Below are 14,753 nucleotides of genomic sequence, written 5' to 3'. Positions count from 1 at the left end.
ACAATGATGATATAGCTAATCTGAATTTACTTTAAGTTTTACTTTTTGAAAGCACTCTGAAATTACTCTGTATTTTATTATTTGTAACTATATTTATAAGGTATAATTTACTTTGTTATATATTAAAATGAAATTTGTATTTAATTGCTTAACAAATTATTATTTGTTTTTTAAGAGGGAATTAAAATGGGAATGAGAACAAAGGAACTAAACGGAGATGAATGTTTTTTGGAATTAAAAAAACATTATGAATATATGAATGGAATTATACAAGAACTTCATGTAGAACTAGGTGAGTTAGCTGAAAAAATATTAAAAACAGAAACTAAACGTAAGAGTATATTCGATGCCGAAAGTGACCTGTTTGAAAGTAAACTAACATACTCTGAATATGTTCAATCTAAAAAATATATTTATAGAATTAAAGATTATATCGATACCGTTAAGGATGCTCTAAATAGCTATCAGAAACTGCAAGATAACTTAAGTTTTTATATTAAAAACCCAGCAGAGAAAAAAAACATTACACCAAACATCGCTGAGGATTATGATAATGTGACAGAAAAAATTCGTAATTATCCATATATTGGCTCTAGATTACACCGACTGTTATCCAAGTCTGATGCCAGGGTTAGCCAGTTGGTCATTGATGCTAAAGGGGATACTTTAGCTTTTCACGGTTCCTTGGCTAAAGTAAGATACACTGCAAATGATATATCTTATATGGTAGGATATTTACATTATAATAACCAATTAGATGAGAGTTTAAATACTAGTAATTCTGAGAATGATGAACTTAAAATTGTTGATGAATGTAGACAAGAAATGGACATGTCGAGTGATAAATTAATACAAGATAATACTAAAGAAGGTGAGGTTATCAGTAATAAAAATAAAATAAAATCAGAATGGCATATTGATGGTAGTAATTTAACAGATAATATTGCAGGACTTTATAGCAGAGAGCAAATTCTATCTAATGTAGTAAGTCATGATAATATTATAGAATCCATTCTTCTACCTATACCAATATATTAGTTGCATATCTTCCTTTGATTCATCATACCTGCCTACAATGCAAGTAGGTAGGTTGTTACTTTTTCATTTCATGACATTTATAACCGTAATTCTTCAAGTTGCAGCGCTTTTAGTTGAGGTATAAGTGACTGGGCTACTCTCGCCGAGTCACAGAGTTTATCTATGCATCCCGTCTATTTCCCTTGTCGCATATCACAGTTCGAATTATTTGGGTTATGTAAAATTAACTTGTACGCTCCCTATTACATATACAAATTAACCTTCTAATTAAACACCATTTATTGATAAATCAAAGATCAATCAACTTTTACTTTGATGTCTGGTATATCCTTTGAGGTAAATCGGTAATAGGGAGGAAATGATGCTAGATAAGTAAAAATAGTGAAGACTTATTGAGCAAACTAGCGTATCGTGTTTAGTATATAAAACAAAATGTGTGTAAACTTGCGGTTTTAAACTTGCATAAGGTAATAAAATCGCTTTTTGCTAAACAGAGGCAACCAATGAGCGTGTTTATCGATTTTGACCAGTCAGTTTATCCGTTCCCAGCAAAACCAGCACGATTAAGCTCGGATGAAAAAGAATTTTATCAGCAGAAGATTAAGTCGCTATTGGTGGAGAAAAATGCGGTAATCGTTGCACACTACTATACTGATCCTGAAATTCAAGCACTTGCAGAAGAAACTGGGGGCTGTGTTGCAGATTCACTTGAAATGGCGCGTTTTGGGGCTAAACATTCGGCATCTACCTTAGTTGTTGCTGGAGTGAAATTTATGGGCGAAACCGCAAAAATTCTTAGCCCAGAAAAACAAGTCTTAATGCCAACATTAGAAGCCCAATGTTCCCTTGATATAGGTTGCCCTGAAGAAGAATTTATCCGTTTTTGTGATGAGCATCCAGATAGAACTGTGGTGGTGTATGCTAATACTTCAGCAGCAGTAAAGGCTCGGGCTGATTGGGTAGTCACATCCAGTATTGCTGTTGAATTAATAGAGCACCTTGATAGCTTAGGTGAAAAAATAATTTGGGCCCCAGACCGCCATCTTGGGCGTTATGTCCAACAACAAACTGGGGCTGATATTCTGTGTTGGCAAGGGGCTTGCATCGTTCATGATGAATTTAAAACACAATCATTAGAAAAAATGAAAGCTCTATACCCTGAAGCTGCGGTATTGGTTCACCCTGAGTCACCACAAGCGATAGTCGACCTTGCAGATGCGGTCGGTTCTACAAGTCAGTTAATTAAAGCAGCACAAAATTTGCCTAACCCATCGATGATAGTGGCGACGGATAAAGGTATTTTTTACAAAATGCAGCAAACTTGCCCGGAGAAGACGCTTTACATCGCTCCAACAGCAGGTGAGGGCGCAACATGTCGAACTTGCGCACATTGCCCTTGGATGGCAATGAATGGCTTAAAAGCGATTGCTGATGCTTTGGAAGGAAATTCGCAAGACCATCAAATTCATGTCAGTGAGATATTACGAGAAAAAGCATTACGACCATTAAATAAGATGCTAGATTTTGCAGAGAGTCTAAAATAATAAAATACAATTTGATTGAATGAAATACTGAGCAATACAACATTAACGATCACTTATAAAGGATTTTGGGATGGATTTCTTTAGTACAGCCAATACGTTAGTGCAGATCCCGCTTTGGGGATCAGTTTATGATTTATCTTACATTGAAGCCGTGGGGACCATTGCTGGTTTACTTTGTATTATACTTGCTAGTCTAGAAAAAACGATTAATTATCTATTTGGGTTAATTAACGTTTCTCTGTTTGCAGTTATTTTCTTTCAAATTCAGCTATATGCAAATCTATTGTTACAGATATTTTTCTTTGCCGCCAATATCTATGGCTGGTACGCATGGAGCAGAGTTACTAGTTCGCAGCAAGCGGAGTTAAAAATTCGTTGGTTGAGCTTACCAAAAGCAGCTATAGCACTGGTTATTTCAATTATCGCGATTATTTATCTGACATTTAATATTGATGCGGTATTTGGTGTGTTGGCGAAATGGGCCGTCGAGTTATTAAATCTATTTGGCGCTAACCTCGCAATGCCTGCAATAGAACCTGATGCCTTCCCATTCTGGGATTCGACGATGACCATTCTTTCCGTTGTCGCGATGATTTTAATGACACGTAAATATGTAGAAAACTGGTTGTTGTGGGTCATTATTAACGTCATCAGTATTGTGATTTTCTTTATTCAAGGTGTTTATGCCATGTCCTTAGAATACTTAATTTTATTAGGTATCGCCCTAAATGGCTCTAGGCTTTGGATAAAATCAGCAAAAGAAAACGGCTCCATGCCCATTTCTCGTACTTAGACAGAAAAAATCATCTAAAACAGCTAAAGTGGCATTATCGTCATTTAGCTGTTTTAGTTATTATTTGCTCTAAAAAATGCCAGTTTTGCCTACTTATCATGCTAAATTTCAACATTTCACCTCATTTTATAATTGGCTACTAATAAAGTCCTAGTTTTATCGTGCGCTTGCCTGTTTACAGATGTCTGTTGAACGGTTAGATTAAAATTTCGATGCTAATTATCTTTTATCCTTTCGAGTACAGTGAAGGAATTCAGCTGTCTACTCTGCGCTTTGTTCGGGCGAAACCAACTTGGATAAATTTGGCATGTAAATCAACTACAGTAAAAATAATAAACATTGGATATACAGGTATGAATTATCAGAACGATGACGTCAGAATAAAACAAATAAAAGAATTATTACCACCAATTGCTCTGCTTGAAAAATTTCCAGCAACCGACAAAGCTGCGTTTACCGTTCATGAAGCACGCCTAGCAATCCACAATATTTTAGCCGGTAAAGATGACCGTTTAGTGGTAGTTATTGGCCCTTGCTCGATTCATGATACTAAAGCGGCTTTAGAATACGCAGAGCGCTTGGGTAAATTACGTGAGGAATTAAAAGGTTCTCTGGAAATTGTGATGCGCGTGTATTTTGAAAAGCCACGCACAACGGTGGGTTGGAAAGGGCTAATTAATGACCCTAAAATGGATTGTAGCTTTGATATTAACGAAGGTTTACGTATTGCTCGTGAATTATTGCTGACAATCAATAACCAAGGCTTACCAACTGCGGGTGAGTTCTTAGATGTCATCAGTCCACAATACGTGGCAGATTTGATGAGTTGGGGAGCTATTGGTGCTCGAACCACTGAATCACAAATTCACCGTGAGCTAGCGTCTGGTTTATCTTGCCCTGTTGGTTTTAAAAATGGTACAGATGGCACAATTAAAATTGCCATTGATGCAATTAACTCAGCGCGTTCAGCCCACTGTTTCTTGTCAGTGACCAAGTGGGGCCACTCTGCGATAGTGAACACCAGCGGAAACCCAGATTGCCATATTATTTTACGTGGTGGTAAAGAACCAAATTACAGTGCTAAGCATGTGCAAGAAGTCCGTGAAGGGCTAGAGAAAGCGGGGCTTGTGCCTAGTATCATGATTGATTTTAGCCATGCAAATAGCTGCAAAAAATTCGAGAAACAAATGGAAGTGGCGACGGACGTTAGCGAGCAAATCCGCCAAGGTGACCGTTCGATTACAGGGATTATGATTGAAAGTAATCTTGTTGAAGGTAACCAGAATCTCGAATCTGATGAGCCATTAGTTTACGGTAAAAGTGTGACGGATGCGTGTATTGGTTGGAGTGATACTGAAAAAGTATTGCGTCAGTTATCAGATGCGGTGATCGCTCGTCGAAATAAATAATTTAAGAATAATAAGTACATAAAGCCAGATATTTTAATATCTGGCTTTTTTTATATATATACAGCACGATGGAATTTTATATTTTTTATCATACAAAAAATAAATTAGTTTTTTATTCTAAGCTGCATTATTATTTTTTTGTCATTTTTATTAATGGCATTCTTTAAAGTTAGTTAAGTTTTCATATAAAGGAGTATATAAAATGGCATTAACTGATAAATCAAGAATTAATTATGAAATCAATCTTAGAGTGCTTTCTAATAAATTGAAAGAGAATGCAGAAATAATGCAAGAAAGTATTATGAATGCTAGGAAAGAGTTAGAGGAAGATCGTGTAAGGCTGAATAATGATATTGATATTAGCATTAGAGGAGGCTGGGGGAATGATAAAGATAAAACCGATTCATTTAAATATATTGATTCGTTAAATGATTATCTTAACATAAGAGCAAGTGAATATAAGGATAATATTAAGGTATCTGAGTTAATGAATGAGTACATTGAAAACCCAGATAAAAGAACGGCTATCTTAGAACAAATCCGCCCTCTCGCTGAAAAGGTAAGTCAATTAGATGAAGTGCCTATTTTGTCTCGCAAAAATTATCCTTCAATGAATTCAGCAATTTGGTATGATTTGAAAGCGAATATTTCTGGACCTAAATTAAATAATGATTTCAAGTATGAAGTTGAATATATATTTAATTTAATGAATGCAGAAATAGATAACGATAATGGATATGTTTCCAATAATGTCTATAATTATATGGAGGATGTTAAATATATTCGGGAAGGAATCCCCCGCATTGAGAAATTAATTTTAGAATATGAGGCAGACTATGTATCGGACAAAGAATTATTTCCTAGCGCTGAATATTACAATGAGTTTATATTAAGTTTAAAAGATAAAGTTAAAGAAGATAAAAGAATAGTTTCTATTATTAATGAAACTATTAAAGAATATGCAATTAAAAATCCTAATAGTACAATTCATTTAAGTGGGAATAGTGGTTTTTCTCCAGTAGATATTTTGGGAGAATGGACTGTTTCGTTCATAGATAATCATTTTATTAGTATAGGTTCTCCTAATGAAGTGAATATTATTAACTTGACTCCACCTGTAATGCCTATGATACCTAACGCAAATTAATCGTAACGACTGCCGGCTTGTCAAGCGGCAGTCATTGTGTCGCCCACTTACTGTTTTTTTTGAATTTGGTTAATGAAGGTATTCAATTTTGACTGTTCTTCAGGTGTTGCATTCGCCGGAGTTGCCGTTAATTGCAATCGTTCAGTATCGGTCTGGACATCAAAATGTACTTTGCCTTTCTCGCCTTTTGTATATTCCACCTCTTTTAATGGAATACGATAACAGTAAGCGAAAATGTTTGGGCGAATATAGAAATATGAGTCTTTAATCGCTAAATAGACACCATCACCCGCTTTTTTGCCAAAGTAACCAAGGAAAATGGTGAAAACAAACAGGAACATCCCTAAGCTTTGGCTTAATATAATAAAGGTGATACTGATTAAGCCAAGTGCAACAACTAAAATACGGTTATTGCGTTTGTTGAACTCAACGCGTTGGTCAAATTGAACATTTAAAGAGGTATCAAATTGGGTTAACTGATGGTAACGCCAGCGGATCGCAGAGAAAATCATTCCCATGGTAAATACAATGGTGATTGGCATTAATGCTAGACTACTGAGTACGGCAAGGACAATGGATAACCGAGGTTTATAAGTCATCACCATCATACTAATAATTTGTACTGGGAAGCTGATACAAGCAATGATCATTAAGGTTTTCATCAGCTCGGCATTAGCAGCACCATTTGAACCATCAACGACTAATTCGCCACCTTGGATCATATACAGCAGGGAACCCAAGATACTGGCGCTAAGTACAAGGCCAACCCAAACATACATATTAAATTTGTTCATTTTATTGTTTTATCAACCTTTCAATGTGTTTTCCCTATAATAATCGGTTATTGGGATTTCTTACACTGTGAGTTAAGTTTTTTTGAGGAATAGAAGTAAATGGATAAGAAAAAAGGGCTAAGCATATGGCTTAGCCCTTCAATATTTAGAGATAAAGTTAATAATTACTTCGCTTTACCTTGGTTTGCTACTGCGGCTTGTTTTGCAGCAATTTCATCTTGGTTACCTAAATAGTAACGTTTGATTGGTTTCATGTTTTCATCGAACTCATAAACCATTGGTACCGCAGTTGGGATGTTTAATTCCAAAATTTCATCTTCACTTAAGTTGTCTAAGTGTTTCACTAAAGCACGCAGAGAGTTACCATGAGCGGCAATAATGACTTTCTCGCCACTAGTAACGCGAGGCTTGATGATTTCTTCCCAGTAAGGAACGACACGCTCAATAGTGGTTGCTAAGCTTTCAGTAACGGGTAATTCTTTATCTGACAGTTTCGCGTAGCGAGGATCGTGCCCTGGGTAACGCTCATCATCTTTTTCTAGGTCTGGAGGTGTGATAGCAAAACCACGGCGCCATAATTTAACTTGCTCGTCACCGTATTTTGCCGCGGTTTCTGATTTGTCTAAACCTTGCAGAGCACCGTAGTGGCGTTCATTTAATTTCCAGCTTTTTTCAACGGGTAGCCATGATTGTTCAACTTGATCAAGGATATTCCATAAAGTATGAATAGCGCGTTTCAGAACGGAAGTGTAAGCAAAATCAAACACAAAACCTTCGTCTTTTAGCAGTTGGCCTGCAATTTTTGCTTCTTCGCGGCCTTTATCGGACAGTTCTACATCAGTCCAACCTGTGAAGCGGTTTTCTTTGTTCCACTCACTTTCACCGTGTCTTACTAAAACCAGTTTAGTTACAGCCATAGCTAAAACTCCTATCAGTACACTCAAATTAAAAATGAATTATTGCTGACCTACATTATAGGGATAGTCAACTCGAACGCTAGTAGCAACTTGCATTTTCTCCCTATCAATGCGAAAAACAAATTTTACACGAGAGTGATGACTTGTTTTCTAGGTTCATAGATCCTGTGGATACTCTAAATTTAACTCGAATTGAATCGATACAGCAAGTGGTAAAATGATTGTTTGTGCATTCCCATGATAGATATCAATCTAAGCACTCAATTACCTCTAACAAGAAGAACCAGTAATGGTTGTTTTTTACGAGTTATTGGAGATTATTGCGTCTATCTATAATTTTACAGCATTAGATTCTCTTTTCGTATGATTTTTGTTCAAGGATGCATTCACTCTAAATTTTTTAATGATATAGCTAAGAAAAATGAGCATGAAAGTGACTAATGGATTGATAAGGTTGAATTTTTTAATGTTTATTTATGCGTTATTTTATAATCTTATATTGAGTAATATCATTTAGGTGCTTTAGGGGTATCAATCGAATTATTATATTACTCTATCCTAAATTAATTGTTTTTTGATTTTTTTGTTTCATTGTATCTCTTTAAATTTAGCCAATAAGAAAAATGACATTCTATATAAAAACATATAAAAATAGCTTCTATTGGATTAATATAAAAAGCTCAGATTAATAATTAATAGTATTGCGAAATTCTTAGATTATTATACTTTTAGGTTTTCAGTGAGGTTATTATTTATCTAAAAAATTTATTTTAGATAAATCTTTGATAATCAGGTTTTTATTGAAAAATGAAAATAGCCATTAATATTTTTAGCATTTTAATTTTTATTTAATTTAATAAATGAGGGTGGAATCACAGTAATTTTCTATTTTATACGTTTAGAATGGTACTAGTTTCTAAAGGGGGACACTATGTCTTTACATTTTGCTTTATTTTTTAAAGGCTGCATTTTATTTTTGCTATCACTTGATAGCAAAATGAAAGCTTTATTAAGCAAAATTTGCTGGTTTGTACCAATTGCTTCCCTTGAAAAAGATGAATCTGAGAATTCTAATCAATCTGAAAATGATTTCTCAGTTAATTGGTCACAGTTATGGCAGAGTGCACAGAAACTTTATATTTCTGTATTTGATAGCGATTTAACTAAATTAGAAAGAAATGCTTATGTTAACCCTTTAATATCATTAAATATTCGTAAACGTCACGAATTGATCTTTTTATTCCTTGTGTCCAGTTTGCGCCACATAATGATTTGTCGTCATTCTAGTGGTGCACCTGGAAATATTATTTCTTTACCTTTAGCTGCCTTTAAAAAGCACAATGCGCATTTATGCCATTGTGCTTTTTTTATTGTCTGAATTAAATTTTAAGGAGTTGTTATGTTTATTGTTTGTGTTGCGGCTTGTCCTACTGGTGTTGCTCATACATATATGGCTGCTGAATCGTTGGATATCATAGGAAAAAAAAGAGGCCATGAAATTAAAGTTGAAACTCAAGGGAGTATGGGAATTTAAAATGAGATTACCAGTGACGATTTAGCAAGAGCAGATGCGGTCATTTTGGCTGCTGATGTCGCTGTTATTAATAAGGAGCGATTTAATGGGATGATTAAGCTTGAATGCAGTGTTGCAGACCCAATCAAGTATGGCGATGCAATTATTGATGCAATTGAGGAGGAAATGAAAAATGGGGCAGTCTAATGGAACATCGAAACTAGGCATTGGTACGGAAATAAAAAATGCCATTATGACGGGTGTGTCATGGATGCTGCCATTTGTTATCGCAGGTGCAGTGATTATGGGGATATCTCGTATTGGTGCATCTTTATATGGTATTGATAATATTTGGGATTCTAGCCATCTGGAAGCTACAAATTTCGTCGTCCAAGTGCTTCATAAATTTGATGGTTTTGGAGGATTAGCACTCTCTCTTATGTTACCTATCGTCGCGGGGTATATCAGCTTTGCTATCGCGAATAAGCCTGGTTTAGCGCCTGGAATGGTCGGTGGTTTGTTGGCAAGTAATTTAGGCACCGGGTTTTTAGGGGCCTTAGCAGCAGGGTTTATTGCTGGTTATATTGTACGTTTGTTAGCTAAATATACGAAATTACCAAAATCACTTGCATCAGCAGGACCGATTTTTATTTTGCCAGTAGGTGGTACATTACTCACCTGTATTATTATGGCATTTGTGATTGGTGCACCTTTAGCGGCACTTAATCATGGTATGGAGCAATGGCTTTTATCAATGTCGGGATCTAATAAAGTAATTCTTGCTGCCGTTATTGGCGCAATGGTTGGATTTGACCTTGGTGGCCCGGTTAATAAAGCCGCAGTAACCACTGCAATGGCATTATTAGCATCGGAAATTTACGAGCCAAATACAGCAGCTCAAGTTGCTATTATTATTCCCCCAATTGGGATCGGTTTAGCAACGCTAATTTGGTCAAAACGTTTTCCTGAATCATTAAGAGAAGCAGGAAAAGCTTCTACGCTAATGGGGTTAATTGGCGTTTCTGAGGGCGCGATCCCATTTGCTCTTGCTAATCCAAAGATTATTATCATTAACATTATTGGTGCAGCAACAGGTGCAGCTATGGCGGTCGGTCTAGGTGCGATAAATCATGCTCCTATTTCGGGATTTTATGGGTGGTTAGCCGTAGATAAATGGCCGATATATATATTATCGGTTGCTGTGGGATCTGCAATTATTACTATTGGCTCTTTATTAATATTTCGTGGTAATGAAACGATAGAAACTAAAAAAACAGAAACAGCTATTCCTAAATTTAAAGTTGGTCGTTAATTAGAGAGTTATTTTAATAATGTCGTACAGTGTTAATTAGCGTGAATAACGTGACGGGGCTGTTCTGCTAAAAATATTTTAAGGTCATAAAATGAAAACGGTACATTTAATTCAACATACGCACTGGGATCGTGAATGGTATTTCACTGAGAATGATTCAAAAATTGTTCTTTATTATTTCATGAATGATTTAATTAAACATTTAGAAGAAGATCCTTCTCTTGGCCCCTTTGTTTTAGATGGGCAAACCGTGGTGCTGGAAGATTATTTACAGGTTGCACCAGAAAGGCGTGATTGCTTACAGAAATTAATTAAACAAGGCCGAATTCTTATTGGCCCTTGGTACACACAAACTGATTTTTTAGTCGTTGGAGCGGAATCTATCACGCGAAACTTACTGTTGGGAAAAGTAGATTGTGAGCAATGGGGCGGTTATATGCCAATAGGCTATGTGCCTGATTCATTTGGACAAAGTGCACAGCTACCTATGTTTTTGCAAGAGTTTGGTATCAAACATGCGGTCGTATGGCGTGGATGGTGTGAACATGATGTCGCAAGTAGTGAATTTATTTGGAAATCGCAGTCAGGTCATAGTGTGGCTACTGCTGTATTACCTTGGGGCTACGGCTGCGCGAAATGGTTACCTGATAATCCAGAAAAAGCCTCTGCCGTTTTACCTGCTATCTTGGAAAAACAAGCCCGTTTTGCTCACTCAGACCAAATATTACTACCTAATGGTAATGACCAATCCCCTTTTGAATATGCCGTACCTGCGATGCTTGAGCAATTAAATAAAGCTCAAAAGGAATATTATTTTGTCAAAAGTAGTTTCAGTGCATTTTTTGATGCTTTACAAGCAAATAGCACTGAACTACCTGAATTTAATGGTGAATTGCTGAGCCCGAAATATATGCGTGTACATCGTGGTATTTTTTCTACTCGAATGGACATTAAATTATTAAATGCAAAATTAGAACAATTTGTTAGTCAACAACTTGAGCCTCTTCTATCCATTAACTGGCGGCTTGGTTTACCTTATCCACAAACTGCGATTGACAATATTTGGCGTAAAGCTATGCAGTCACACGCTCATGATAGTATCGGCGGATGTAATTCTGATCGTGTTAATAGCATGGTGAAAGCACGCTTACAAGATGGTTTAGAAAGTGCAAATCAACTGTTTGACCTTAATATGAAGATGCTTGCTCGCGGGATTGAAGCAAAACAAGATGGTAAAAAAATTATCATTTTCAATTCGTTGCCACATAAAAGAGATGCTCAAGTTCGTATTACTCTTTATACACCTGAAAATGATTTTTGTATTAAAGACGATGCAGGAAAACCTTGCCGCTGGCAACTTATTCATGAAGAAAAACAAGATATGTCTTTGATTGTACAAGAATTGGCGAATAGTACGACAACGACATGGTACCGGAAATGCGAAGTCTTGCTTGAAGTGAAAGAGTTACCTTCATGCGGTTATCAGACTTTTTATTTGGTTGAAGGGGAAAATTCAGGTTTTGAAATTCAACAAAACATTCAAACTGAAAATACATTAGAGAATGAATGGCTGAAACTTGAACTGCACCAAGGGCGATTGTTATTAACTGATAAACGTAATCAACAACAATACCCAAATATTCTTAGATTAATTGATGGTGGGGACGAAGGAGATAATTATAACTATTCGCCACCTGAAGATGATTGGTTAATTAGTAGTGATGGACACTTACAGCAATTTAATTGTGTAAGAGCATCGTTAATGGATTCATTTATTCTAAATTGGCGAATTCCAGTACCACAGAATGCAATTGCCCGCCAAACCAAACAGGTTAATGCGCGTTTATCTGCCACAATGCAGGTTTCTTTACCTCATGATAAGGCATGGCTAGATGTTGAAATCACAATTGATAATACCATTGAAGACCATCGAATTCAGGTTGAAATTCCTACGGAAATTCAACAGACATTTCACTTTGCAGACCAACCTTTTGGTTTGATTCAGCGAGAAAATAATCCAGCCAATATGGATATTTGGCAAAGTGAAAATTGGGTAGAGGCACCAACAGCGCTTTATCCAATGCAAAGTCTGGTAATGCAACATGATGATAAAAAAGGTATTTGTATCGTTACTGAAGGACTAAGAGAGTATGAAATCCCAGCCAATCAACCTGACATGATAAGAATAACACTTTTGCGCAGTGTGGGTTGGCTAGGCCAAGCAGAACTAACTTGGCGGCCAGGGCGTGCATCAGGTATGGTTTTGCCGTCACCGGAATCACAAATTCAGGGGCTTCATCATTTCCATTTTGCTGTATTGCCGATAGAAAATGGCCAAAGTGCTCAACTATGGCGTGATATTGAGCATTGGCGTTTACCTGCATTTGGTTACCTAGATTCCGGTTGGTCTCAATTTAAAACGAATCCTCATTATATTGTTTTTCCTGATAATTATAGTCTATTGACGTGGGATAGTGAGCTGCACTTCAGCACGTTGAAAAAAGCACAGAATCAAGAGTCACTGATTTTACGTGGGTGGAACCCAAGTAGTGAAACCAAAACCTATACAGAACCTAAGTCGAATACGTTGATACATCAAGTTACTTTATCGGAGTCTATATGCATAAACACAGATAAAGCAGCTCCTTGTACACCTGTGTCTTGGTTAATTGACTAATTAATAAAGGAAAAATTATGCAAATACTTCCATTTCGTTGTGAGTTACCTAATGGTATTCATGCAAGACCAGCGAGTGCAATTGAGCAAAAAACAGCTTGTTTTCAATCAGATATTTTACTTTTTAATAAAAGCAAACTACGCCAAGCCAATACGAAAAGTGTTTTGGCTCTTGTTGGGGCAGATGTCGCTGTTGGTGATGAATGTTATTTTACAATCAGTGGAGATGATGAAAATCTGGCTTATGAAAAATTAAAGATATTTATTGAGCAAGAATTTATTCATTGTGATGGATTAATGCCAAAAAAAGATAAACCAGAGCAAGGAATGATCCCTATATATCTGAGTCGGACATCATCTCAAATTATTCAGGGTTATGGTGTTAGCCAAGGGATTGCAAAAGGTAGGGCTATCTATATGAAATCTTTTGATTTACAAAAGATTTCATTATTAGAGCCATCAAATTCACAATCAGAACAATGTGAAATACTAAAACGTGCGTTACAAAGTGCTCGTCAACAATTTAGTCTAGACATTCAGCAAACTGATAAAACAGCGGTTGATATTTTAGAGGCACAAAGCCAATTATTGGATGATGAGGATATTGAAGCGTGCTTACTTGAACCAAGAGAGGCAAATAATGCGATTGCTGCGTTATCAATGGCAATTGAAGAGCTCAGCTTACCATTTCGAAGCAGTAGTAATGAATATTTACGCCAACGTGAGTTAGATATTAAGGATCTGGGATTGCGTATAGCAAGGCATCTTGGTATCGAATCTAAAATACAACTTCCTAAATTAACAGAAGATTCGATTATTATTTGCCAAGGATTACTGACACCAAGCGAATTATTGGCATTGAGAGGGGAGTATTTGCAAGGTATTGTGATGGCTTCAGGGGCAGAAACATCACATACCGCTATTTTAGCACAATCTTTCTCTCTTCCTTTAATATGTCTTTCATCTTCCATAATTGAATCAATTCAATCTGCTCATATTTTATTATTAGATACGCAATACGATTTATTAATTATTGAGCCTGATACATATGCAGATAATTGGTTCAAGTTTGAAAAAGATAAACTATCTCGTTTGTCTATCTCTGCTAATACGCCAAAAAATGATTATTCAGTATTGGATCCGTCTTTAATTTTTCTTGATGAAAGAATGGAAAGTAAAGAGGAAGTTATTAAACGATTAACTGATAATTTAGAAGTTAATCACCGAACTGACTCTGGATCACAAGTTGAACAAGCAATATGGCAAAGAGAAGAGATTTTTAGTACGGCATTAGGTTTCTCAATTGCAATACCGCACTGTAAATCACCTTTTGTTAAACACAGTAGTATTTCTGTATTACGTTTACCGAATGAGTTAGCGTGGGGAGATAATGTTAATGTTAAATTAGTAATTATGCTAACAATTAATTATTCAGATGAAAACCAGCATATGCGAATCTTTTCTGTTCTCGCACGTAAATTAATGCATGAGTCTTTTAGAAATGAAATGTTAAATGCTAAAAAATCAGAGGATATTGTTGAATTATTGAAGTTGGAATTAGAGTTATGAGATAAGAATATAAAAAATTAAAATTTTAATAAATTAATTTT

General features: G+C 35.9%; 12 protein-coding genes. 10 read left to right on the top strand and 2 right to left on the bottom strand.

The window, feature by feature from the left end:
- Positions 1 to 186 precede the first annotated feature (186 nt).
- From M1F26_RS13750 to M1F26_RS13730, 5 genes are all read left to right on the top strand, one after another.
- The gene (locus tag M1F26_RS13750; protein ID WP_140170877.1) at positions 187 to 1,038 is read left to right on the top strand and encodes a hypothetical protein; all 852 of its coding nucleotides are present in this window, start codon (positions 187 to 189) and stop codon (positions 1,036 to 1,038) included.
- A 503-nt stretch (positions 1,039 to 1,541) separates the two neighbouring features.
- The gene (gene nadA / locus M1F26_RS13745; RefSeq protein ID WP_140170876.1) at positions 1,542 to 2,582 is read left to right on the top strand and encodes a quinolinate synthase NadA; all 1,041 of its coding nucleotides are present in this window, start codon (positions 1,542 to 1,544) and stop codon (positions 2,580 to 2,582) included.
- Between the two features lie 70 nt (positions 2,583 to 2,652).
- Positions 2,653 to 3,375 (top strand): nicotinamide riboside transporter PnuC, encoded by a 723-nt coding sequence (gene pnuC / locus M1F26_RS13740; protein ID WP_140170875.1) that lies wholly within the window; start codon positions 2,653 to 2,655, stop codon positions 3,373 to 3,375.
- 353 nt (positions 3,376 to 3,728) lie between these two features.
- Complete coding sequence (gene aroG / locus M1F26_RS13735; protein WP_036957937.1) at positions 3,729 to 4,784, top strand: 3-deoxy-7-phosphoheptulonate synthase AroG; 1,056 nt, start codon at positions 3,729 to 3,731, stop codon at positions 4,782 to 4,784.
- A 202-nt stretch (positions 4,785 to 4,986) separates the two neighbouring features.
- Positions 4,987 to 5,931 carry a hypothetical protein gene (locus M1F26_RS13730; RefSeq protein WP_140170874.1) on the top strand — a complete coding sequence of 315 codons (945 nt, stop codon included), beginning with the start codon at positions 4,987 to 4,989 and terminating at the stop codon, positions 5,929 to 5,931.
- A 47-nt stretch (positions 5,932 to 5,978) separates the two neighbouring features.
- On the opposite strand, the gene M1F26_RS13725 is transcribed toward M1F26_RS13730, so the two are convergent.
- Positions 5,979 to 6,725, bottom strand: a complete 747-nt coding sequence (locus M1F26_RS13725; RefSeq protein ID WP_004256754.1) for a hypothetical protein — start codon at positions 6,723 to 6,725, stop codon at positions 5,979 to 5,981.
- Positions 6,726 to 6,889: 164 nt separating this feature from the next.
- Complete coding sequence (gene gpmA, locus M1F26_RS13720) at positions 6,890 to 7,642, bottom strand: 2,3-diphosphoglycerate-dependent phosphoglycerate mutase (RefSeq protein WP_140170873.1); 753 nt, start codon at positions 7,640 to 7,642, stop codon at positions 6,890 to 6,892.
- 931 nt (positions 7,643 to 8,573) lie between these two features.
- Here gpmA and M1F26_RS13715 point away from each other — a divergent pair.
- The 5 genes from M1F26_RS13715 (at position 8,574) to M1F26_RS13695 (ending at position 14,712) form a co-directional block, all read left to right on the top strand.
- Positions 8,574 to 9,020 carry a hypothetical protein gene (locus M1F26_RS13715; RefSeq protein ID WP_004256749.1) on the top strand — a complete coding sequence of 149 codons (447 nt, stop codon included), beginning with the start codon at positions 8,574 to 8,576 and terminating at the stop codon, positions 9,018 to 9,020.
- Between the two features lie 21 nt (positions 9,021 to 9,041).
- The gene (locus M1F26_RS13710) at positions 9,042 to 9,176 is read left to right on the top strand and encodes a hypothetical protein (protein ID WP_318837581.1); all 135 of its coding nucleotides are present in this window, start codon (positions 9,042 to 9,044) and stop codon (positions 9,174 to 9,176) included.
- Between the two features lie 172 nt (positions 9,177 to 9,348).
- On the top strand, positions 9,349 to 10,467 hold the full coding sequence (locus tag M1F26_RS13705) for a PTS fructose transporter subunit IIC (RefSeq protein ID WP_004256743.1): 1,119 nt from the start codon (positions 9,349 to 9,351) through the stop codon (positions 10,465 to 10,467).
- Positions 10,468 to 10,558: 91 nt separating this feature from the next.
- Positions 10,559 to 13,144, top strand: a complete 2,586-nt coding sequence (locus M1F26_RS13700; RefSeq protein ID WP_110591347.1) for a glycoside hydrolase family 38 C-terminal domain-containing protein — start codon at positions 10,559 to 10,561, stop codon at positions 13,142 to 13,144.
- A 17-nt stretch (positions 13,145 to 13,161) separates the two neighbouring features.
- Positions 13,162 to 14,712 (top strand): fructose PTS transporter subunit IIA, encoded by a 1,551-nt coding sequence (locus M1F26_RS13695; RefSeq protein WP_140170872.1) that lies wholly within the window; start codon positions 13,162 to 13,164, stop codon positions 14,710 to 14,712.
- The last annotated feature ends 41 nt before the right edge of the window (positions 14,713 to 14,753 follow it).

It is taken from the genome of Providencia sp. PROV048 (assembly GCF_033688165.1).
Classification (GTDB): Bacteria; Pseudomonadota; Gammaproteobacteria; order Enterobacterales; family Enterobacteriaceae; genus Providencia; species Providencia hangzhouensis.
The sequence above is the reverse complement of the archived record's forward strand: the minus strand, read 5'-3'. Positions and strand labels throughout refer to the sequence as shown.

Excerpts from the sequence above, each read along its gene's own strand:
- M1F26_RS13750 (WP_140170877.1), top strand. The coding sequence starts at position 187 with ATGGGAATGAGAACAAAGGAACTAAACGGAGATGAATGTTTTTTGGAA.
- nadA (WP_140170876.1), top strand. The coding sequence starts at position 1,542 with ATGAGCGTGTTTATCGATTTTGACCAGTCAGTTTATCCGTTCCCAGCA.
- pnuC (WP_140170875.1), top strand. The coding sequence starts at position 2,653 with ATGGATTTCTTTAGTACAGCCAATACGTTAGTGCAGATCCCGCTTTGG.
- aroG (WP_036957937.1), top strand. The coding sequence starts at position 3,729 with ATGAATTATCAGAACGATGACGTCAGAATAAAACAAATAAAAGAATTA.
- M1F26_RS13730 (WP_140170874.1), top strand. The coding sequence starts at position 4,987 with ATGGCATTAACTGATAAATCAAGAATTAATTATGAAATCAATCTTAGA.
- M1F26_RS13725 (WP_004256754.1), bottom strand. The coding sequence starts at position 6,725 with ATGAACAAATTTAATATGTATGTTTGGGTTGGCCTTGTACTTAGCGCC.
- gpmA (WP_140170873.1), bottom strand. The coding sequence starts at position 7,642 with ATGGCTGTAACTAAACTGGTTTTAGTAAGACACGGTGAAAGTGAGTGG.
- M1F26_RS13715 (WP_004256749.1), top strand. The coding sequence starts at position 8,574 with ATGTCTTTACATTTTGCTTTATTTTTTAAAGGCTGCATTTTATTTTTG.
- M1F26_RS13710 (WP_318837581.1), top strand. The coding sequence starts at position 9,042 with ATGTTTATTGTTTGTGTTGCGGCTTGTCCTACTGGTGTTGCTCATACA.
- M1F26_RS13705 (WP_004256743.1), top strand. The coding sequence starts at position 9,349 with ATGGGGCAGTCTAATGGAACATCGAAACTAGGCATTGGTACGGAAATA.
- M1F26_RS13700 (WP_110591347.1), top strand. The coding sequence starts at position 10,559 with ATGAAAACGGTACATTTAATTCAACATACGCACTGGGATCGTGAATGG.
- M1F26_RS13695 (WP_140170872.1), top strand. The coding sequence starts at position 13,162 with ATGCAAATACTTCCATTTCGTTGTGAGTTACCTAATGGTATTCATGCA.